This is a genomic window from Allomuricauda sp. d1 (assembly GCF_039592695.1).
Classification (GTDB): domain Bacteria; phylum Bacteroidota; class Bacteroidia; order Flavobacteriales; family Flavobacteriaceae; genus Flagellimonas_A.
In genome coordinates this window covers 159,639-181,902 of sequence record NZ_JBBUTK010000002.1, presented here as the reverse complement: position 1 = coordinate 181,902, position 22,264 = coordinate 159,639, and the positions used below count along the sequence as shown (strand labels likewise).

Annotated in this window: 20 protein-coding genes; 3 read left to right on the top strand and 17 right to left on the bottom strand. The window is 44.4% G+C overall.

All coding sequences use genetic code 11. The features are described 5' to 3' along the window. Window positions 1–18 precede the first annotated feature (18 nt). Window positions 19–489 carry a methylated-DNA--[protein]-cysteine S-methyltransferase gene (locus AAAH86_RS07825; RefSeq protein ID WP_343487010.1) on the top strand — a complete coding sequence of 157 codons (471 nt, stop codon included), beginning with the start codon at window positions 19–21 and terminating at the stop codon, window positions 487–489. Here AAAH86_RS07825 and AAAH86_RS07820 read toward each other — a convergent pair. Next, window positions 486–1,589 (bottom strand): hypothetical protein, encoded by a 1,104-nt coding sequence (locus AAAH86_RS07820; protein ID WP_343487009.1) that lies wholly within the window; start codon window positions 1,587–1,589, stop codon window positions 486–488. The two genes, AAAH86_RS07825 and AAAH86_RS07820, sit on opposite strands and share 4 nt — an antisense overlap. A gap of 82 nt (window positions 1,590–1,671) precedes the next feature. Here AAAH86_RS07820 and AAAH86_RS07815 point away from each other — a divergent pair, with 82 nt between their 5' ends. Next, on the top strand, window positions 1,672–2,385 hold the full coding sequence (locus tag AAAH86_RS07815) for a 3'-5' exonuclease (RefSeq protein ID WP_343487008.1): 714 nt from the start codon (window positions 1,672–1,674) through the stop codon (window positions 2,383–2,385). A 3-nt stretch (window positions 2,386–2,388) separates the two neighbouring features. On the opposite strand, the gene AAAH86_RS07810 is transcribed toward AAAH86_RS07815, so the two are convergent. After that, window positions 2,389–4,581 carry a S8 family serine peptidase gene (locus AAAH86_RS07810; protein WP_343487007.1) on the bottom strand — a complete coding sequence of 731 codons (2,193 nt, stop codon included), beginning with the start codon at window positions 4,579–4,581 and terminating at the stop codon, window positions 2,389–2,391. 154 nt (window positions 4,582–4,735) lie between these two features. Then, a complete protein-coding gene (locus AAAH86_RS07805; protein ID WP_343487006.1) occupies window positions 4,736–5,692 on the bottom strand; it encodes an endonuclease/exonuclease/phosphatase family protein in 957 nt (318 codons plus the stop codon). 125 nt (window positions 5,693–5,817) lie between these two features. Here AAAH86_RS07805 and hflX point away from each other — a divergent pair, with 125 nt between their 5' ends. After that, window positions 5,818–7,029: a GTPase HflX gene (gene hflX / locus AAAH86_RS07800; RefSeq protein WP_343487005.1), complete on the top strand. Its 1,212-nt coding sequence runs from the start codon at window positions 5,818–5,820 to the stop codon at window positions 7,027–7,029. 2 nt (window positions 7,030–7,031) lie between these two features. On the opposite strand, the gene AAAH86_RS07795 is transcribed toward hflX, so the two are convergent. The 14 genes from AAAH86_RS07795 to AAAH86_RS07730 all read right to left on the bottom strand — a co-directional run bounded on the left by AAAH86_RS07795 (window position 7,032) and on the right by AAAH86_RS07730 (window position 22,108). After that, window positions 7,032–7,445: a hypothetical protein gene (locus AAAH86_RS07795; protein ID WP_343487004.1), complete on the bottom strand. Its 414-nt coding sequence runs from the start codon at window positions 7,443–7,445 to the stop codon at window positions 7,032–7,034. A gap of 226 nt (window positions 7,446–7,671) precedes the next feature. Further along, window positions 7,672–8,958: a hypothetical protein gene (locus AAAH86_RS07790; RefSeq protein ID WP_343487003.1), complete on the bottom strand. Its 1,287-nt coding sequence runs from the start codon at window positions 8,956–8,958 to the stop codon at window positions 7,672–7,674. Window positions 8,959–8,973: 15 nt separating this feature from the next. Further along, on the bottom strand, window positions 8,974–10,269 hold the full coding sequence (locus AAAH86_RS07785) for a hypothetical protein (RefSeq protein WP_343487002.1): 1,296 nt from the start codon (window positions 10,267–10,269) through the stop codon (window positions 8,974–8,976). A 12-nt stretch (window positions 10,270–10,281) separates the two neighbouring features. Continuing rightward, window positions 10,282–10,848, bottom strand: a complete 567-nt coding sequence (locus AAAH86_RS07780) for a porin family protein (protein ID WP_343487001.1) — start codon at window positions 10,846–10,848, stop codon at window positions 10,282–10,284. A gap of 155 nt (window positions 10,849–11,003) precedes the next feature. Continuing rightward, window positions 11,004–13,940, bottom strand: a complete 2,937-nt coding sequence (locus AAAH86_RS07775) for an ATP-binding protein (protein WP_343487000.1) — start codon at window positions 13,938–13,940, stop codon at window positions 11,004–11,006. A 350-nt stretch (window positions 13,941–14,290) separates the two neighbouring features. Continuing rightward, window positions 14,291–15,217, bottom strand: coding sequence for a DUF3078 domain-containing protein (locus AAAH86_RS07770; RefSeq protein WP_343486999.1), 927 nt, complete (start codon window positions 15,215–15,217; stop codon window positions 14,291–14,293). Window positions 15,218–15,280: 63 nt separating this feature from the next. Beyond that, window positions 15,281–15,787, bottom strand: coding sequence for a DUF2480 family protein (locus AAAH86_RS07765; RefSeq protein ID WP_343486998.1), 507 nt, complete (start codon window positions 15,785–15,787; stop codon window positions 15,281–15,283). 78 nt (window positions 15,788–15,865) lie between these two features. Further along, window positions 15,866–16,198, bottom strand: a complete 333-nt coding sequence (locus tag AAAH86_RS07760; RefSeq protein ID WP_343486997.1) for a DUF59 domain-containing protein — start codon at window positions 16,196–16,198, stop codon at window positions 15,866–15,868. An 89-nt stretch (window positions 16,199–16,287) separates the two neighbouring features. Then, a complete protein-coding gene (locus tag AAAH86_RS07755) occupies window positions 16,288–16,710 on the bottom strand; it encodes a SufE family protein (protein ID WP_343486996.1) in 423 nt (140 codons plus the stop codon). Window positions 16,711–16,783: 73 nt separating this feature from the next. After that, window positions 16,784–18,010 (bottom strand): cysteine desulfurase, encoded by a 1,227-nt coding sequence (locus AAAH86_RS07750; RefSeq protein WP_343486995.1) that lies wholly within the window; start codon window positions 18,008–18,010, stop codon window positions 16,784–16,786. A gap of 32 nt (window positions 18,011–18,042) precedes the next feature. Further along, a complete protein-coding gene (sufD, locus tag AAAH86_RS07745) occupies window positions 18,043–19,359 on the bottom strand; it encodes a Fe-S cluster assembly protein SufD (protein WP_343486994.1) in 1,317 nt (438 codons plus the stop codon). Between the two features lie 71 nt (window positions 19,360–19,430). After that, window positions 19,431–20,183, bottom strand: coding sequence for a Fe-S cluster assembly ATPase SufC (sufC, locus tag AAAH86_RS07740; protein ID WP_343486992.1), 753 nt, complete (start codon window positions 20,181–20,183; stop codon window positions 19,431–19,433). A gap of 75 nt (window positions 20,184–20,258) precedes the next feature. After that, window positions 20,259–21,704: a Fe-S cluster assembly protein SufB gene (gene sufB / locus AAAH86_RS07735; RefSeq protein ID WP_343486991.1), complete on the bottom strand. Its 1,446-nt coding sequence runs from the start codon at window positions 21,702–21,704 to the stop codon at window positions 20,259–20,261. A gap of 74 nt (window positions 21,705–21,778) precedes the next feature. Then, window positions 21,779–22,108, bottom strand: coding sequence for an iron-sulfur cluster assembly accessory protein (locus AAAH86_RS07730; RefSeq protein WP_343486990.1), 330 nt, complete (start codon window positions 22,106–22,108; stop codon window positions 21,779–21,781). Window positions 22,109–22,264 lie beyond the last annotated feature (156 nt).

The window sequence follows — 22,264 nt, the reverse complement described above, 5'->3', positions numbered from 1 at the left end:
ATTGGCTAAAAAAATCTGATGGAAACTGCCGTTGTCAAAACACCGCTCGGTTATGCCCGGTTCACAGGCGATGAAAACGGCTTGGCCAGTATTTCGGTGGTTGACAAAGCGATGCCGGAAGATATCATTCCAGAAGTTTTGCAAGATGCGGTCTATCAACTCAACGAATATTTTGAGGGCCATCGAAAGACATTCGACTTAACATTGAATCCTAAAGGTACCGACTTTCAAAAGCGGGTTTGGGAGGCCCTACTCGAAATTCCGTATGGAAAGACCCGCTCCTATCTTGAACTTTCAAAACAATTGGGCGACGTGAAGGCCATTCGTGCCGTCGCCGCGGCGAATGGTAAAAATCCGTTATGGATTGTCGTGCCATGCCATCGCATCATCGGCAGCAATGGTGATTTAATCGGCTATGCCGGCGGGCTGCACCGCAAAAAGTGGTTGCTCGACCATGAAAGCCCCGTGAAACAGCAGTCGCTGTTTTAATTGCGCAAAATATGGGTTGGAAAGAATGGAAATTCGATATTGGCCACAAGCCTTCCCTCGGTATCGACTTGCAAGACACCTCCCTTGATTTCGTTGCCCAATACACCATATCCGATAAAGAAGCTATTTTTTTCCGAATCAAAGATTTGGGTGGTCAACGCAATGGAAGCGCCAACTTCCCGTTCAATTTCCTCAATCAATCCGAACACATCGATAATCTGATTGTCTTGTTCGCCAAAATCAAAAATGGCTGGTCCGTATGGAATTCTGGCGGGTTGCGGATAAGCAATTCGATAAAAAAGCCTGTTTTCTGCAAGAACGGCACCGTCGATAGGGCCGGATTCAAAACCGGAGTTGAAGTCAAGCGCCTTGCTTTCAATAAAAGACAGCGCATCGCTGTCGTACAATTCCAGCGTGGGTTGACTGCCATTTTTCACTACGGCAATATCGCCCGAATCCGCTATCAAAAAACTGATGGCCGTGCCACCAAAGTTTAAGGTAGGGCCCACACTCTTGGTATCAATGTTATAATACGTCAACTTATTGTCTCCTTGGCTATCGCGATAGGCAACGAATACTTTGTTCTCAAAAAGAATCGGCTGAAAAACTGCATCAATGTTGAAATCTAAGGTGATGTCGGCAGCCGATGTACCATCGAGTTCTAAATCAAAAATGGCCAGGTTTCTACTGGTCTGTGGCCCAAAATAGCCGAAGAAAACCCTACTTTCAGTATTGATACCCCAGATAACCGACCGTTCTAAATCGCTGGTATAAAAATCATTGTAATTTAAAGTGGTGCCTGTCAATACATTTTTTTGCGCCAGTGAAAATGACCCCCCAGAAAATGAATAAAAAGAAAGTAGGCCATCTTGCTGCCGTAGGGTCAAATAACTGGGCCGTATGCCCAACTCTTCGGTCAAGTTGAAAGTTTGGCCCGCACCAGTATCGGCATCATAGGAAAATTGGTAGACGATACCCTCGTCCTCGCCGATTGCGATAAAGTCCGCCGGAGAAATTTTCTCAGTTTCCCCAGTGCCTCCATCATCTGTAGTACAGCCAATAAAGATTAGGGCCGCTAAAGACCATAGTGTTCTTTTCAAATTCATAGCTTTTTCCAAGAAACAAGATACGATTAAATACCTCAATAGGAACCGATTCGGTACAAATTAGTATTTTACAACCATGCTCTACAAAATCGATTTAAGCAATATTCTGTTTTTGGATATAGAGACCGTGCCCGAGCATGCAGATTTTGAATCTTTGGATGGAGAAAAACAGTTGTTGTGGGAACAGAAGACTTCTTACCAGCGCAAAGATGAAATTTCACCGGAAGATTTTTATGAAAGGGCAGGTATTTGGGCCGAGTTCGGTAAAATCATCTGTATTTCAGCTGGGTATTTCGTGCCGAAAGGCGACATCCAAACTTTTAGGGTGACCTCATTTCACGGTGAAGAAATTGATTTGTTGAATGACTTCAAAACCTTGCTCAATGATCATTTCAACCATCCCAAACATCTGTTGTGCGCCCATAACGGAAAGGAGTTTGATTTTCCGTATATCGCAAGGCGAATGCTCATCCATGGCATGAAACTACCGACCAAACTCAATCTTTTTGGCAAAAAGCCCTGGGAAGTGCCCCATTTGGATACTATGGAGCTTTGGAAGTTTGGGGATTACAAACACTATACCTCGCTAAAACTCATGGCCAACGTACTCGGCATACCCTCACCCAAAGAAGATATGGACGGCAGTATGGTGAAGGATGTTTATTATGGGGAAAAGGATCTAGACCGAATCATCGCCTATTGCGAGCTCGATGTGGTCACCACGGCCCAGGTCTTCTTACGGTTGCGAGGGGATGATTTGTTGGATGACAGCGAAATCAAACGTGTTTGATTCTCAGTTCTTATAGAATTTAGAGCTTTTGACCCCAGAATAATCCTCGACCATCATCACATACAGTCCGGCAGCCAAATCTGACACGTTCACCGCCTCTTGTAAGGCTCCCTTTTTAATGATATTGCCCGATGCTGTAATTATAGAGTACACAGCATCTTTCGATACTTCGGCATCAACCGTAATTTCGTCAACAGCGGGATTGGGGTACAACGAAATAGCAAGCGCTTCAGGTAACGATAGCGGCTCGTTTAAAATAGGTTGGGTATCCGCACCGTTAAAAACAAATGCAACCGGTTCGCTGAATTCTGAAACCATATTTTGGGTACATACCGAACGAAGACGAACTTCATAGGTCGTACCAATTTCAAGGTTCGGGGTGCTCCAAGCATTTTTGTAGGTGTGGTCCGTAAGCCAATCTGACGCTGCTTCTCTATACTGCACCTCATACAATGTTTCATAGTCAAAGTTCCAGGTAAACGTGGCATTATTTTCAGTGGACGACACCATCTCAAACTCTAGTGGTTTTCTGATATCACAAGTGGTCATCTTAACACCACTGACAATCAATGAAAAATCTTGAATGCCATTGGTCAAACTTCCCTTGTGCGTGACGGTAATCGTATACTCGCCACTGGCTCCCACAATATCGATACGTTCATACGGATCCACACGATTGTCACCTTTCGATGCTGGGTCACCGGCACGGGCCGCATTCAATTTCCATGGATGATATGGTGCCCCGTTCTTCGTAATGCGGATGTCCAAATCATTGGTCAATGCCGCAGTAACATCGTTCAAATTGCCACGGTTCACAAAATTTCCCTTGGGGTCCGTCCATGAAATGGAAGCCATCAACGGCATGGTTCCGTCGGCCTCTACCGTTATGGAATACGTTTGTCCGTTTGTCAGCTGTTCCTCTGATACAAGGGTACTGTAATCTTTCTGTTTTAATACTTCAGCGGCCCTTTTTGCATTGAGTACGCCCCATCCCATTTTGTAATCTGGCCCAGGAGCGGACACATCATCCGCAGTGTGCAATGCCAACCCTTTCAAAGTAGCAGCTTTCATATACCTACCGTACAACTGTTCGTGATATTGTTGCAACAACAATAAGGAACCCGTTACACCCGGAGTCGCCATAGAGGTGCCGGTCGAGGTACTGTAGCTTTGGTTGTTGCTTGCCGAGGTAGAAAACACCCCTGTGCCATCACCCGCTAAATCAGGTTTGATACGGCCATCATCCACTGGGCCAAAGCTACTGTAATTGGCAACGGTAGCACTGGTCAACTCTCCCTTTTTGTTGATCTTGGTATTGGCCCCTGCCACGGTGATTCCATTTTTTGAAACGGCAAACCCGAGCAATAGGTCAAAACCATCCCTTGATGTACCGTGAATGGGCATTTCGTTATCGTACGAGTTTTGTGCGTTGCCCGCGGCAGTGACCATCAAATAATAGGGTGCATTGTACATGATATCGTCCCAATCTTGTGAAACTTTGATATACGAACCAAAGTACCAATCGGGCACCCGGTCAGATTTGATTCCGTACGAATGGTTTGAAAGCAGCATGCCATTGGTTGCGGCTTCTGCCACTTCAATTTTATCCCTCGTCCAATCATGGGTCAATGCCTCAGCGGCAAAAACAACACCTTTGGCCTTTTCTTTGATACCACTTGAAACAAGGGTGCCCGTGACCATGGTCGCATGCGAACTGACTTCTTGTGACGCATCGGCATTTGAGACTCTTTGACCAAATTCTTGATGGGTGGGCAAAGCCACACCACCATCCCAAACCCCGACCTGTAGACCAGCACCGTTTAAATCCAAATCCATGGCGCCGCCCTTGTAGAGCTCATTGGCCCTAGAGACCTTGCTCGTGGGATCCATTAAGGTGGTGTAAAATAAGGGGGTGCCATCGCTACCTATGTCTTCAAGCGAGATCAAGGTGCCATCGGCCTTTCTTTCAATTTTTTTTAGGCCCATGGATTTCGCTAAAAGTTCTATTTGACGTTCTTTTGATTGAAAGTCCCGTTCCATTATAGAAACCATGGTTTCAATTTTTGCTATTTTGTAGTTTGAGCTAATGGATTTTCTTTGCGTTTCAGATTGCCCGGCAACTTGAATGGAAGCAAATAGGAAAACGGTCATTAAGAAGAAATGGAAGTCTTTCGCTTTTGCAAAATTGTAGTCCATGATGATAAGTTAAGTAAGATTTGGACTACAAATATATTTTCTATATCAAAATCATCGATAAAACAACCTAGTTATTCGACAAAATGCACTGTATTTGATTGACTGTTGTTGTGAAAGGTCAGTTTTTTGTGGTTTGTAATACTTTTCTTTCAAATTAAATTTGGTATTCCAATACCACATACACCGGAAAATGATCGCTGTACCCCCCTATGTATTTACTTCCAACGTAAGTTCGAAAGGGTGTGCCCTTATATTTTCCCTTCCACTCCCTCACCATTTTATCGGAAAAAATATCAGTCTTTTGAAGACTATGTGTTTTCTCTTCATGGTTCAAAAAGGAATGGGAGATGATAATTTGATCAAAGAGATTCCATCCCCCCTTATACCGGGCGCTCCCCTTGACCGGTGTGAGCAATTTTTTCATGGGGTTGATAAAAAACCCCGAATCCATCAGTCTTTCAATACTTTTAGAGTTGGGGTCATCGTTGAAATCACCCATGATGATGCAATTCTCACCTTTTGAGGGCAGTGTTTCTATTTTATTTAGGATGGTCTCGGCAGCCTTCTCACGTTTATAGCTGGTCTCTTCGGCACCTTCCCTACGTGATGGCCAATGGTTGACAAAAACGTGTATCTCCTCTTCATGCAACCTTCCTTTGACATAGAGAATGTCACGGGTGAGACCTCTGATACCATTGGTGTTTTCAACAAGCAAGGTCAGACTCTCTGATTGCAATACCTCAAAACGGGATTTCTGGTACAGCAACGCGGTGTCAATGCCCCGTTCATCGGGCGAATCAAAATGAACATAGCCATAATCAACCTCCTTCAAGGGCGAAGTGTTCAAAAGTGATTTTATGACACCACTGTTCTCCACCTCGGCCAATCCAATCAAGACCGGTGGGTTTTGGGTTTCTTTAAACCCTATCCTGGGCATGACCCTGGCTATCTTTTTTGTCTTTTTTCGGTAGCGCTTTTCCGTCCATTTTTTGAATCCGTCAGGTGTAAAATCATCATCCAAGGCGTGGGGATCATCGTGGGTATCGAAAAAATTTTCGAGGTTGTAAAAAGCAATGGTGACCAAATTTTCTGAAAAATCTGAATCGGACATAAAATTTGATTTTCTGCAAAATAGTAAACTATCACGGAGCAAGCCTGTCTGCCCTGCCTGACGGCAGTCAGGTTTTAATCTCGATTATCTAGTAAAAAGGCCAGCATTGCTTAATTTTGTTGCCTATGCTCGAAAGACAATCCATAGAATACGAAAAAGCGGTGCTCATCGGGGTCATCAACCAGTCACAGGATGCCGAAAAGGTCAATGAATACCTTGATGAACTTGAGTTTTTGACATATACCGCTGGGGGCGAGGTTGAAAAACGCTTTGTACAACGCATGGAGGTGCCCAACCCCAAAACCTATATCGGCAGTGGCAAAATGGAGGACGTCAAAGATTATGTCAAGGCCAATGACATCGGTTCGGTCATTTTTGATGATGAGCTCTCACCCGCCCAGCAAAACAACATCGAGAAGTTGCTGCGTTGCAAGATTTTGGATCGTACTGGGCTGATATTGGACATCTTTGCACAACGTGCCAAGACCAGTTATGCACGAACCCAGGTTGAGCTCGCCCAATATGAATACCTATTGCCCCGCTTGACAGGACTTTGGACACACTTGGAACGGCAGCGCGGGGGTATCGGTATGCGCGGGCCTGGTGAAACCGAAATCGAAACTGACCGCCGTATCGTTCGTGACCGAATAGCCCTTTTGAAAAAAAAGTTGACTAAAATCGACAAACAAATGGAGACCCAACGGGGCAACCGTGGTGCTATGGTTCGGGTAGCCTTGGTCGGATATACCAATGTGGGCAAATCCACTTTAATGAACGTCATCAGCAAAAGCGATGTTTTTGCCGAAAACAAACTCTTCGCAACCTTGGATACGACGGTCAGAAAAGTGGTCATCGGAAATCTGCCCTTTTTGCTCAGTGATACCGTCGGTTTCATCAGAAAACTGCCCACACAATTGGTCGAAAGTTTCAAAAGCACACTGGATGAAGTTCGTGAAGCAGATCTGTTGTTGCATGTGGTGGATATTTCACACCCCAATTTTGAGGAGCATATCGCTTCAGTGAACCAAATATTGGATGAAATCAAGAGCGCCGACAAGCCTACCATCATGGTGTTCAACAAAATCGATCAGTACCATCCGGAAACCTTGGAGGAAGACGATTTGGTCACCGAACGTACCTCTGCCCACTTCACACTGGAGGAATGGAAAAAAACCTGGCTCAACAAGTTGGGCGAGAACGTTCTGTTCATCTCAGCGCTGAACAAAGAGAATCTTGATGAGTTCAGAAAAAAGGTCTATGATGCGGTTCGCGACATTCATGTCAGCCGCTTTCCGTACAACAATTTTCTGTATCCTGAGCATTTGGACCAATATTAAAGCTATTGTTTTGTCATGGTAAATGACCCGCTGTTTCCACTCGAAGCACTCCAATTACCCACCAGATTTGTTTTTGAATAGGGAGCATTGAATTTGACCAATGTGCCATCGCACTCATCATTGCCTTCCATCTTGAAGCTGTTACCCAGCACAAACCATCTTAGATTTGGGATTGGACAATAGTTCGATGAGCCTTCCAATACATTCACATCTGTTTTGCCGTCATCTTTTAAAACAAATGTTGCGGTCGCATCGCCAAAGGAACCTGAAATTTCACCGGACCACGTGCCCACCAAATCTGGGTCAATAACTTCTTGCAGTGTTTCTTGGGGTTCTTCATTCGCTTCTTGCCCGTTGGAACATGACATAAAGGCAAGCATAATGCCAATTAAAACTGATATGTTTATTCTTTTCATGATTGATAATTTTATTGTTCAAAGTCAGCGCCCTTCATCTTGCTTGGTTCAAAAAATTGTTTATGAAAGTGAGCGCACTGTTGTAAACCGGCCGCTAATTCCTATTAGGGGCGGTAAAGGATTCCGTGATACTGGTCTCCCTAAATTAGGAGAATAATTCATGCTGTTTGATCGAATTGTTTCATGGCTTTCCATTTAGGGTATTTAATCTTTGTTCGTTCTTTATTCAATCCATCGCCCAAACATCATTAAAAAGAGAAATGACATTTCTTCCGCCTATAACCCATAGCTTGTTACTAAAAGCAGCGACTGTGTGATTTGCCCTTTTTGGGAAATTGGCGGGAGTTGCAATTTCTTCCCAGGTGATTCCATCGACACTGTACCACATATCGTCCTTATAAGCATTAATGTCTTCACCTTCTCCACCAATGACCCACATTTTGTTATCGAACACGGCAGTAGTATGTCTTGATCTAGCCGAAAAGTCTGCTTCCTGCGTAGCTTCTGCCCAGCTAGTCCCATCTGTACTATACCATACTTCATTATTCACACTAGTGGCACCCACACCACCGGTACCCACACCACCTATGACCCAGAGCTTACCATCAAAGACCACCGTGGTATGATAGTACCGTTCCGAAAAACCTGCTGATGGTGTAGCTTCGGTCCAATTCACACCATCGGTGCTATACCATACATCGTTTCTAAAACCATTGATGTTGGACAAACCCCCGATGACCCATATTTTGTTATCAAAAACCGCACTGGAATGATAAGCTCTATTCACATAGCCTGCAGCTGGTGTAGCCTCGTTCCAATTTACCCCGTCTGTACTGTACCAGACATCGTTTTTGAAGGCACCCACATCGTCTCCGCCAATTACCCAGAGTTTATTGTCAAAAACTGCAACGGAATGTGCAAATCTTTCAGGAAAGGCTGCTGCTGGTGTGGCTTCTGCCCAAGTGATCCCATCCGTACTATACCAAACGTCATTTTTTGGACCTGTTACATTATCAATTCCACCTATAATCCAAAGTTTGTCATCAAAAATTACAGTGGAGTGATGCGTTCTTGCCGTAAAATCCGCTGCTGCCGTAACCGGGGCATTAGGAATATTCAGGTTGCGGGTGGTAAAGCTGTTGACCACACTTTCCACTGTACCACCCTTACCATCTTTGGCCACCACTTTCCAGTGGTACTCCGTAATCAGTGATAAACGTTCCTGAACCGTAAAAGAGGCACCACTAATATTTTCGGCAAACAGGGTACTTGGCTCCGTCTCAGTGCCCAGATAGAGGTCATAGCTTACCGTATCGCCATCGGGGTCGTTGGCCGATTGCCAGGTGAAGGTAGGCGCAACGTCAACGGCCACGGCGTTGTCGGTGACCCCGATCAGGTCAAATGCCTCGGGCGGACTGTTCTGCGCTTGTGAGGGTTCATTGTTCCCATCGTCTTTGCTGCACGCCCATAAAAGGCATGCAGCTAGTACACTACTAATTATTCTTGTCTTCATAATCCAAATTTTTATTCAATCCATCGCCCAGACATCGTTCAGATAATTATTGCCCGAAGCAAACCAGCCGCCAATGACCCAGAGCTTATCATTATAAACTGCATTGGAGTGCCCTGATCGTGCAGGGAAATTGGCATTGGCAGGAACCTCAAACCAATTGGTTCCATCGGTGCTAAACCAAATGTCGTTTTTGAAATTTGTACTGGAATCAGAACCTCCGCTGACCCAGAGCTTACCGTCATAAACTGAAGTGGCATGCCCCGATCTTGGGGTGAAGGCTGCCGATGAAGTGACCTCAACCCAATCGATGCCATCGGTGCTAAACCAAAGATCGTTTTTAAGGTTGTCGGTGAAACCCCCTATAATCCAAAGCTTTTCGTCAAAAATCACGGCTTCATGGCCTGCTCTAGCCTGAAACGCTGCATTGGAAGTAGCCTCTGTCCAATTGATTCCGTCTTCACTGAACCAAACATCACTTTCATTTATAGAAGTGCTATTAGGGTTAAAGCCGCTGGTGCCTCCAATTACCCATAGCTTGTTGTCAAAAACAGCTGCAGTATGCGAGAATCTTCCCGAAAAGGGGGCAGCAGCTGTGGCCTGCATCCAAGTGGCTCCATCAGTACTGTACCAAACATCGTTTTTGAATCCTCCATCAAGACCACCAATCACCCAGAGCTTGTTGTCAAAGACCACGGTAGCATGGCCAGATCTTGGGGTGAAGGCTGCTGCCGGAATAGCTTCAGCCCAGTCTGCTCCATTTTCGCTGAACCAAACATCATTTTTAAAGCCGCCACCACCACCGCCAGCAATAACCCAAAGCTTGTCATCAAAAACCACCGTGGTATGGCTTGCCCTTTCCGTGAAATCAGCTGCTGCCGTAACCGGGGCATTCGGAATATTCAGATTGCGGGTGGTACAACTATAGGTTGAACTTTCTGCTTCACCGCCATTCCCATCTTTGGCCACCACTTTCCAAGAGTATTGGGTAAATAGGCGCAAACGGTCTTGTACCGTAAAGGAAGTACCGCTTATGTTACCTGCAAATAATGTATTGGGCTCTATTTCAGTGCCCAGATACAGGTCGTAACTTACCGTATCGCTATCGGGATCTGTGGCCGCCTGCCAAGTGAAGGAAGGGGTGACCCCCACTTCTTGGGCACCATTTGCGACCCCAATCAGGTCAAATGCCTCGGGCGGATTGTTCTGTGTTTCGGGTGGATTGCCATCATCATCGCTGCTGCACGATAATAGCAACGCTGAAAATATCGTGCCCAAAAGTACAATGCGCCTAGACTTTGTTCTATTTTTCATAGCCATATTTTATTAAAAAAAGTACCCTATGGATAGCTGGAGTACCCGGTTCTTAAATTCTTCTGAATCTGTGTCGATATCATTGACGTCGGATCCCAAATAATAGCGGACGCCAAAATTCAATCCACTGTCCAGCTTATAGCCTACCCCTAGGGCAAAACCGAAATCGGTTGATTTGGTTATGTCCTTCAAATCATCTGTTTCACCATTGTCCTCCTGTTTTGATGAAAGCAAAAAGCCCAATTGGGGGCCTGCTTCAACACTTAGTCCATCCACCACATAATATTTGGCTAGAATGGGCAAAGCGAGATAATCTACTTTAAAAATCTCGTTGTTATCAGAATCGTTTTGATCTTTAGCCCCATGACCTGAGTACAGGAGTTCGGGTTGAACAGAAAAAACATCCGTAAGTGAAATTTCAGCCATTGCGCCTAAATGAAAGGCCGTTCTGCTGTCTGTCAGTTCGGGTTGTAGGGTGGCAAAATTAAGGCCTGCTTTTGCCCCAAATTGTACATCTTGTGCGCTGCCCATTGTCTGACCGAAGGCAACAAGTACTGCGAAAACGATTAATTTTTTCATGATTCTAGTTTTTACGTTAAAAAATGTGGGGACGCTTTGGAATTAGACCAAAACTAGCCATGGGCAATCTGCGGTACTAATAGGCAGGTGCCAAATACTGACAGAATTGTTCCAAGCATGGAAATCTGAAAATTTGAAGATGTATTTGGCTGGAATCAGTAAGAAGATGGAGAAACGCCGTACAACTCCTTAAAGCATTTGGCAAAATAGGAAAGGTTGTTGAAACCCACTTGATAGGCGATTTGGGTCACCGTATCGGCTTTTTGTGACAAGAGCTGGGCCGCCCTCTTTAGCCGGAAATTGCGCAACAGTTCACTGGGAGTTTCATCGGTAAGCGCTTTTATTTTTCTGTGCAATTGGGTCTTGCTCATGGCCAATTCTTTTTGCATTTGGGCCACCCCGAAGTTTGGATTTGAATGTTCCTTTTCCAACAAATCCAACACCTGTTCCAAAAACCTTTGGTCGATGGAATTCACCGCTATTTCCTTTGGGTCAACAGTCGTCTTGCTCTTTGAGAACAGTTCCCGAAGTTTTCGCCGCTGCTCAATCAGGTTTTTGGTCCGTACCAGAAGTTCCTTAGCCTCAAATGGCTTGGTCAGGTAATCATCGGCTCCTGTTTCCAGGCCCTCAATCCTGTTCTCGACCCCTGCCCGTGCCGTGAGCATGATGATGGGAATATGGCTGGTCTCTACCTTGGTCTTCAGTTGTTTGCAAAGGTCTATTCCGTCCATTTTGGGCATCATTAGGTCGGTGATCACCAAATCGGGGGGATTCGCCATGGTTTTTTTCAGTCCGTCCTGTCCGTTGATCGCCTCCTGAACACGATATTCTTTCAAAAGATGGCCCCTGATGAATTGGCGCATGTCCTCATTGTCCTCAACCAGCACTATTCTGGGCAGATTTCTTTTGTCCGGTTTTGCAAGGTCAAACGGCACAGGTTTTGGGGCATCTTTGTCAACAGGTGTTTCTATCTTTTTTTGCCTTCGCTGTCGGGTCTCTATTTTTTCAATGGGAATTTGAACCGTAAAATAGGTGCCTTTGCCCTCTTCGCTCGAAACGGTAATGGTACCGTCCATCAATTCAATCAAATCTTTGGATAGTGACAGGCCGATGCCGGATCCTTCCCTATCTTTTGTTGCACTGCTGTCAACCTGATAAAAACGGTCAAAGATAAAGGGCAACTTTTCTTCTGAAATGCCCCTTCCCGAATCGGAGACCTGAATCTGTAATTCGCCATCTATAAATGAAGTCTCAAAACTGACCAATTCACCATCTTCGCAGAACTTAAAGGCGTTGCTAAGGAGGTTGTACACCACCTTCTCCAATTTGTCTCGGTCAAAAGATGCCCAAAGCACCTCGTTTGGAATTTCTACCCGATAGTCCATATTGCGTTGTGCGGCATGTGAGTTGAAGGATGCTGCCGCCGCACTAAGGCATTTAAAGACATCGCCCTCAGTGGTTTTCAGCTGCAACTTGCCCTGATCGATTCGGGAGAGATCCAACAATTGGTTGACCAGGCCCAGCACCTTGTTGGCATTTCGGCGAATCATTTTGATGTCTTCACGGGCCAGTTTTTCATCTGGGTTTTGCTCTAGATGCTCAATGGGGCCCTTGATCAAGGTCAGGGGCGTTCTGAATTCGTGGGAGATGTTGGCGAAGAAATTGGATTTCAATTGGTCCAGCTCTTTAAGTTCTTTGTTCGATTTTTGCTTAATACGATATTGATTGTAGAGCAATCCTGCCAACAGAAGCACCAAAATGGCAAAGGCAATAATGGCGTTTCGCTCGTTTTCCCTTTTGTTCAGTTGCAGTGTCTGCAACTCCTTTTCAGAGGCCAACAATTCAATTTCCTTTGTTTTTTGCTCGTTTTGGTATTTCGCTTCTATTTCACTGCCGAGTTCTCTTTTTTCTTTTGTGTACAAACTATCTTTCAGCACTACAAATTTTTGCAAATTCTCATAGGCTTTTGCCATATCCCCATTTTTTGCGTGCCGTTCTGCCAACCGATCGTGGACATCCATGGCAAGAATATCCAGCTTCATTCGTTGGGCCACTTTGGCGGCATTTTCCAAATATGTTATTGACTGTTCATCATTGCCGAGTGCTTCATGCATATCGGCCACTGCCATGCTCGAGTAACCAATCTGCACCGAATCATCTACCGATATTGATAATCCAAGGGATGTTTGATAATCTTTGAGCGCAGCTTTAAAATCCTCTTTTTTTCGATGGATTTCAGCCTTGGAAAAATAACCATAAGACACTCTTTTCTTGATTCCTAATTCATTATACATATCAATAGCATTGAGAATATAGGTCATGGCAGAATCTAACATTCCCTTATGCCTAAAAGCAACGGAAAGGTCATAGGTAGCCGAAGCTTTTCCCATCGCATCGTCAAGTATGTGACTTATACTATCGCTTTTCTTAAGATATTCAATAGCACTATCATAATTTTCAAGACTCCGCTGGATATATCCGATGTTACCCACAGCTACTCTATACCCATATAAATGATTTGATTGAAGAAATATGTCGGAAGCCATGGTATAGTACTTCATGGCTTGGGTGTACTCACCTTGCTGACTAATAATTGCCCCTAATCCAATATATGAACTGGCCACCTGAATGCTATCGCCGATACTCCTAGCAAATTCAATATTCATTCTTTGATATTCCTTGGCTTTTTCAAAATCGCCTTTTTGCCAATAACTATGCCCAAGAGTTACCAATGCGTCAGAATGTTGTTTGTTGAAGTTTTGATCTCGGCTTATTTCCAAACTTTTCTTAAGCACTTTGATTGCTGAATCTTCTCTTGATTGCACCCTTAAAAACGAACCGTACAGATTATAACTCTGTGCCAACAACAAATTTTCATTTGTATTTTCTGAGAGTTTGATAGCCTGTAGTATAGTTTCTTCAGCCTTTTCCAATGAATTTTTTTGATATTCTTTAAAGAGTTTATGCAGCGTCCTTACCCGAACTGAATCCCTTGAAGCATTTGCGAGTACGGCCTTTAAGCTATCCTGTTTTGACTGCGAAAACGAAGACAGTGCAATCAGAAAAATCAGTATTGGTAAAAGTCTGCCCATGGCCAATGCGTGTACTACAAGATATTGAATTTCAAAAGACAAAATCATCATTGCATAGCAGCCCTACTAACAATACCGTTCCAAATCATAACAGAGTGTGTCCTTCATCGTCAAAATTGACCTTTGATACGACCTACCACAAAAAAAGTAGGGTTGACAACATAAATTTCCGCTGTTGCCCTTTCTGACCTAATTTTACAGAGTATTTAAGTGAAAGTGTTTATCCCCAAGTTGACACGAAGAACTAACTGATTTATGATATTGGAATAACCCCAATTTATAACCCTACTTAGTTGAAAAAAGCCCCGACAATAATGTCGGGGCTTTTCATTTGTTGGCTTTCCTTTTTTTTAAAAAGCATAGCTAAGACCCAACGTCCAATAGGTCTGCAAATCATTGTCGATGTTGTCAAAGGTAGCCGTGGTATTGCCCAAGGTGTTGATTTCGTAGTTCAACGCCTCTTGTTTGTTGTTCCGCAAACCGAAGTCAAAACCTACTCCAATCGCTTTCCAGAGGGTGTATGAGAACGAGTTGATCCACGTCCAGTTACTCAAATCACCATCCTCATAGCTCTGAAAGGCAGAGAGGTTTGTTTTGAAATTGATGTTGCCGATTTTTCTGGTGTAGTCAGCCACAATTTTTGCACCGGCAGAAGAGTTGAAAATGGTATCATCTTCTGCAAATACAAAGTTGTAGTTCAGGGGATGGATGACCACCACGAGGTCGGTAATCGGCGTCCATGTGATACCGACACCAAGGTCTAGATATCCAGGGTCGTTAAAGTTGCTCAAAATCGTGGTTCGGTATTCCATCAACCCCGAAACCGCCAATTTTTCGCTCAGGTTTCGACCGTACAGTGACGTTAAATTGAATACATCGGTAGCTTCTCGGAATCCGTCTTCGTCATTGGGGTCATCTTCATCATCCAGCTTTACCCATGATAGATTGGTGTTCAATGAGTTTCGCCAAAAGAATTTTTCCTGCTTCAAATTGGCATACGCATTTACGGTAAACCCGATATTGCCCGATGAGTTGTTCGGAATGCCCTGGGCGTACCAATTGTTGAAATTAGAGATGCTTCCACCAATGGTACCGAAAGCACCAACGCGCCAACCCGGCAAAGCATCGATTTGGGCCTGCAGTGCGTCAACCCTACCCTGGATTGCAGCAATGGAATCTTTTTTGGGGGCCATTTCGGCCTGTAGTTCTTCTTTGGTCTGTGCCCAACCAAAACCAAAGGTAAGTACAGCAAGAGCTGTAATGATTAAGTTCTTCATGATATTAGTGTTTATCGATTTAGAACCGTAAATGTACAAATAGTCACTTTTTTGGAGGAATTTTCACCTCTTTTTATAAAGGGGGACGGAAGAGCACGCCTCGCCGTACATGACGTTTTTGGCCACGGGTTGAATCTTTGCCACAGCCATGAGATAGGCATTTTCAGGTACAGGTTTGTTGGAACATCCTTTTATGATTACCGGTTTATCAACAAATGGGGAAGTATCCAAGTTTTGAAGGAGTTCTTGGTAAATAGCGGTTTCCAATAGTTCCAAATCACCTTTGGTCACTTTGATGGCATAGGGTTGTAGTTTGGAAGCCAACAACATGAACGCCCAACCGGGTACGATGGCATCGGTAGAACAGGTCAGTGCCACATACTGGTTGGTGTAGGCTTCCCAGTTGTGTTCTGCGACCGATTTTCGAAACTCTTTTTCACGAAGCAGCAATCCCTCAAACAGCCAGTCTTTGATATCCAACACCACCCGTTCTCCTTTGGGATATAGTGCTTCAAGGTCAAAAGTGACCAGTTTGCTGTTTGCTACTCTATTTATGATTTCTTTTTCCATGGAAAACACCCCTAAATTTGTGTATTCCTCTCGCATACGCTCGTCGGATGCAAGAAGGGGACAATTCTTTAATTATAATTATAGAAGTCCGAGTTCCAATTTGGCCTCTTCACTCATCAAATCTTGAGTCCATGGCGGGTCAAAAGTGATTTCAACCTCGGCATCCTTGATGGCATCAAGTGACTTCACCTTTTCTTCAACTTCAACCGGGAGTGTCTCTGCAACCGGACAGTTGGGTGAGGTCAACGTCATTAAAATCTTGACCTCATCATCTTCGTTGACCAGCACATCATAAATCAGCCCCAGTTCATAAATATCAACGGGAATTTCAGGGTCATAAATCGTTTTCAGAACCCGTACTATTTTATCGCCCAACTCTGCTGAGTTTGGTGCTATTGCTTCTTCGCTCATTTTTTAAGTTTATGGGTTTAAGAGTTTATGGGTTTAGAAGTTTCTGTTAAACTTTTAAACTGTACGCCGTGGCGTACTAAACTCATAAACTAATTTAGTTGTGTTTGGTACGCCACTGCATACAACTTCAGTTGCTTGATCATACTCACCAAACCGTTGGCCCTTGTCGGTGACAAATGTTCTTTCAAGCCGATTTTATCGATGAACTCGGTATCGGCATCAATAATGTCTTGCGGTTTTTGGTTGCTGAACGCCCGTATCAAAATGGCGATGATTCCTTTCGTAATGATGGCATCGCTATCTGCCGTAAAGACCAGTCTGTCTTCTTTCAGTTCAGCATGTACCCAAACCTTGCTCTGACAGCCTTTGATGATGTTGTCTTCTGTCTTGTACTTATCGTCGATCAAGGGCAATGATTTGCCCAATTCAATCATGTACTCGTAACGCTGCATCCAATCATCAAACATTGAAAATTCGTCAACTATTTCTTCTTGGATTTCGGCTATGGTCATACGCTAATTTTATGCAAAAATACAATTCAGAAATCTGTCAATCAAAAGATTGGGAAAAAGATAACCAATGGGGTCAAAGCAACATCTGCCTTGCTTTTCTTACTCCAGCTACCAAAGTATCAACTTCTTCCTTGGTATTGTAGAAACTGAGACTGGCACGTACCGTGCCCGGAATTTTATAAAAATCCATTATCGGCTGTGCGCAGTGATGGCCCGTTCGTACCGCAATGCCGAGCTTGTCGAGAATACTACCAATATCATACGGATGGATGCCCTCAATATTGAAGGAAATCACCGAGGTTTTCTCTTTGGCCGTTCCATAGATTTTAAGTCCTTCGATTTGCAAGAGTTGTTCTGTCGCATACTTAAGAAGTTCATGCTCATAAGCCGCAATTTCTTCGAAACCGATACTGTTCATGTAATCAATGGCTGCACCAAAGGCAATGCCACCGCAAACATTGGGCGTACCCGCTTCAAACTTGTGGGGCAGGTCGGCATAGGTCGTTTTTTCAAAGGTGACTTCGGCAATCATCTCGCCACCGCCTTGATAGGGCGGTAGTTTTTTGAGCCATGCTTCTTTTCCATAAAGGATGCCCACGCCAGTCGGACCACACATTTTGTGGGCAGAGACCGTGTAGAAATCCACGTTTAGGGCTTGCATATCGGCTTTGATGTGCGGTGCTGCTTGTGCCCCATCGACCAACACGGCTGCACCCACATCGTGGGCCGCATCGATGATTTCTTTGATGGGATTTATGGTGCCCAAAGCATTGGAGATATGGTTGCAGAACACCAGTTTCGTTTTATCGGAAAGCAGGCGATGGTATTTATCCATGACCAATTCGCCCTCCAAATTCATGGGAATCACTTTCAAAACCGCTCCCGTTCGCTCACAGAGCATTTGCCACGGCACGATATTCGAATGATGTTCCATGGCGGAGACCAAAATTTCATCTCCTTTTTTCAGGAAAGATGTAAACCCATTCGCCACCAAATTGATGCTGTGTGTAGTGCCCGAAGTAAAAATCACCTCGTGGGACTTCGCAATATTGAAATGTTTTTGGATTTTGATACGCGCCTGTTCATACGCATCCGTAGCTTCTTGCGAAAGGGTATGCACGCCACGGTGAATGTTCGCATTGTATCTTTGGTAATAATCCACAATGACATCGATGACCTGCTGCGGGGTCTGCGACGTGGCCGCATTGTCAAAATAGACCAAAGGTTTACCGTTGACCTCCCGATTCAGGATGGGAAAGCTTTTTCGAATGGACTCGATATCAAATGCAATTTTTTGCATCAGTTAGTTGCTGTGTTTTCAGAAATAATAGATTACAGTTCAAACCCCACCCGAACCCCGAGCTTGTTGGCGATGATCTTATTGATGCGCGTTTTCAGTTCAGGAATGCGGACACTCTGCAACACATTGTTGGCAAAGGCGTACATCAACAGAGCGGTCGCCTCTTTTTTCGGAATGCCCCGTGACTGTAGATAGAACAAGGCGTCTTCATCCAATTGGCCGATGGTACACCCGTGGGAGCATTTTACATCATCCGCAAAAATTTCGAGCTGCGGTTTGGTGTTCACCGTTGCCTTGTCGCTGATCAGAATGTTGTTGTTCTGCTGAAAGGCATTCGTTTTTTGCGCAATCTTATCGACAATGATTTTTCCATTAAAGACCCCAGTAGATCTTTCACCGAAAATGCCCTTGTAATCTTGATGGCTTTCGCAGTTGGGCTGTGCATGGTGCACCAGGGTATGATGGTCAACATGTTGCTTTTCGCCTAAAATGGTCACCCCTTTCAAAGTAGAATCAATGCGTTCGCCGTTCTGATAGTAGTTAAGGTTATTGCGGGTCATTTTGCCCCCAAATGAAAAGGTGTGCACGCTCACATGGCTATGGTCTTTTTGGTCAATGTAGGTGTTGTCAATCAACGAAGCCGTTTTCGCATCGTTCTGTACTTTGTAATAATCGACCCTCGCATACTTTTCAGCAAAAATCTCAGTGACCGAATTCGTGAACACCTCATTGCCCGTCAAGCTCTGGTGCCGTTCAATGACCTGTAGTTCTGCATTTTCTTCAGCGATGACCAAATTACGGGGCTGCAACATCAATGAGGCCTCATTGCCCGTTGCCAAATGCAAAATCTGAATGGGTTTTCTCGGTGCTTTGTTTTTTGGAATGTAGATATATGCCCCCTCTTTGGCAAAAGCCGTGTTCAATGTCGTTAACGATTCCTCTTTTGAGGCCACTTTATTGAAATAAACGTCTATAATCTGCTTGTACTCTGGTTTTGTCAATGCCGAGCTCATCAAGCATACGTCGACACCATCGTGGGTGGTCTCAGAAAGGTAGGAGCTATAGATTCCGTCAATGAAAACAATTTTATAGGTATCGATTTCATGAAGGAAATATTTTTTGACATCCTTATATTCCAATGTGTTTTCCTCTTTCGGAAAGACACTGAAATCAATTTTTTGCAAACTGTTCAATGAGGTATACTTCCACGCCTCTTGTTTTTTGGAGGGAAAGCCTTTTTCCTCAAAATTCTTGATGGCCTCAGAGCGAATATCGTGCACCGGATGGTCGATATCGACATTGTTCTCAAATGCCATGAATGATGATATGAGTTTGTCTTTTAAATCCATGTTTTTAGTAAACAGTTCACAGTGCTCAGTAAGCAGTATCTTCTTCTGCTGACTGATTACTGTTCACTCAATTAAACAACTGTTTCCTGCTTGATCCAATCGTATCCTTTTTCCTCAAGCTCGAGGGCCAATTCTTTGCTTCCGGATTTTACAATCTTTCCGTCATGCAGCACATGTACAAAATCGGGCACGATGTACTCCAACAATCGTTGGTAGTGCGTGATGACGATGATGGCATTTTCTTTTCCGCGCAGCTTGTTCACCCCATTGGCAACGATACGCAGCGCATCAATGTCCAATCCTGAATCGGTCTCATCCAAAATGGCCAGTTTGGGTTCCATCATGGCCAGTTGAAAGATTTCGTTCCGTTTTTTCTCACCCCCGGAAAAGCCTTCGTTCAACGAGCGCGAAAGAAACTTTCTATCGATATCGAGCATTTCAGATTTCTCACGGATGAGCTTCAACATCTGGTTAGCGGGCATGTCTTCCATTCCCCTGGCCTTTCGTGATTCATTGATGGCCGTCTTCATGAAATTGGTCACCGACACACCCGGGATTTCCACAGGATATTGAAACGACAGGAAAATTCCCTTGTGGGCACGTTCTTCGGGGGAAAGTTCTTCCAAATCTTCGCCATCGAGTTCAATGGAACCTTTTTTGATTTCGAATTCTTCTTTGCCCGCAATTACTTCGGCCAAGGTACTCTTGCCCGAACCATTGGGGCCCATGATGGCGTGCACCTCTCCGGCATTCACCTCAAGGTCGATACCCTTTAATATTTTTTTGTCTTCTACACTGGCGTGTAAATCTTTGATTTTTAGCATTCTATTATTTTTTGTTTGGGATGATTACCCCTGACCCTTTGACTGCGCTCAGGGTGACATTTTAATATTTATCTACTATCCTACTGAGCCTTCAAGGCTGATTTCCAACAATTTTTGGGCTTCCACCGCAAACTCCATGGGCAGTTTGTTCAATACTTCTTTACTGAACCCATTGACGATGAGCGCAATGGCCTTTTCGGTATCGATTCCCCTTTGGTTGCAGTAGAAGATTTGGTCTTCGCCAATCTTGCTGGTGGTCGCCTCATGCTCAATCTGCGCGGTTTTGTTCTTTGCCTCGATGTACGGAAAAGTGTGTGCCCCGCATCTGTTGCCCATCAACAGTGAATCGCACTGTGAAAAATTTCGGGCATTCTCGGCCCTGCTGTTCACCTGAACCAAGCCACGATAGCTGTTCTGCGATTGCCCTGCGGATATGCCTTTCGAAATGATGGTACTCTTTGTGTTCTTGCCCAAGTGTATCATCTTGGTACCCGTATCGGCCTGTTGATAGTTGTTGGTGACGGCGATGGAGTAAAACTCTCCAATGGAATTGTCTCCTTTCAAAACACAGGAAGGGTATTTCCAAGTGACGGCTGACCCGGTTTCCACCTGTGTCCAAGAGATTTTGGCATTTTTTTCGCAAATCCCGCGCTTGGTCACAAAGTTGAAGACTCCACCTTTGCCTTCCTTATCGCCGGGAAACCAATTTTGTACCGTGGAATATTTTATCTCGGCATCATCTAACGCAATGAGTTCGACCACTGCAGCGTGCAATTGATTTTCATCACGCGACGGTGCGGTACAGCCTTCCAAATAACTCACATAACTACCCTCATCGGCGATGACCAAGGTTCTTTCAAATTGGCCTGTGCCCGCTTGGTTGATCCGGAAGTAGGTCGAAAGTTCCATAGGGCAACGTACCCCTTTCGGAATGTAGCAGAAACTGCCGTCAGAGAACACCGCCGAATTGAGCGCTGCATAAAAATTGTCTTTTTGCGGCACGACGGTGCCAATGTATTTCTTTACCAACTCAGGATGCTCTTGAATGGCCTCTGAAATGGAACAGAATATGATGCCCTTCTCTGCCAAGGTTTTCTTGAAGGTCGTGGCCACGGAAACAGAATCCATCACAATATCGACAGCCACCCCCGCCAGTTTTTTCTGTTCATCAACTGAAATTCCCAGTTTTTTGAAAGTTTCCAACAATTCTGGATCTACCTCGTCCAAACTGTTGTACTTCGGTTTTTTGTTCGGTGCCGAATAGTAGGAAATTGCCTGAAAATCAGGTTTTTTGTAGGTGACGTTCGCCCATTCAGGCTCTTCCATCTCTTTCCAGATACGAAAAGCCTCCAACCGCCATTCGGTCATCCACTCTGGCTCTTCCTTTTTCTTCGAAATGGCCGTGACAATCGCTTCATCCAACCCATTCGGAAAGGTGTCAGATTCAATATCGGTGTAGAAGCCGTACTCGTACTCTTTGGTCTCGAGTTCTTTTTTTAATTCTTCTTCGGTATATGCCATTTGTTCAATGTCTTAATTTGAAAATGAGGCAATTTGAAAATACTTTGCTTTATGCTTTGTTTTCAAATTCCAAATCATAGCGAGAAACTCTCACCGCATCCACAGGTACGCTGTGCATTGGGATTGTTGAACACAAAACCTTTGCCGTTCAATCCTCCAGAATATTCCAAGGTTGTGCCCACGAGGTACAAAAAGCTTTTTTTGTCAACGATGATGCGCACTGCGTTATCCTCAAAAACCTTGTCGGCATCTTCTGCAGTATCATCAAAATTCAATTCGTAAGATAAACCGCTGCACCCACCACTTTTGACCCCGACACGCACGTAATCTTTGGTCGCATCAAAACCCTCTTCGGTCATCAAGGCCACTACCTTTTGTTTTGCCGTATCAGATACTTTAATCATTCTTACTAAGATTTATTCTAAATAGTTTACAAATATATGGTATTGACAGGGTTTTACCATGTTTGCTAACATTATAATAACGCATTGTGGCATAATCTTTTGTTATAGAAAACAGCTACAAAAACAATGATCCATACCATTGAAATTCAACGTAAA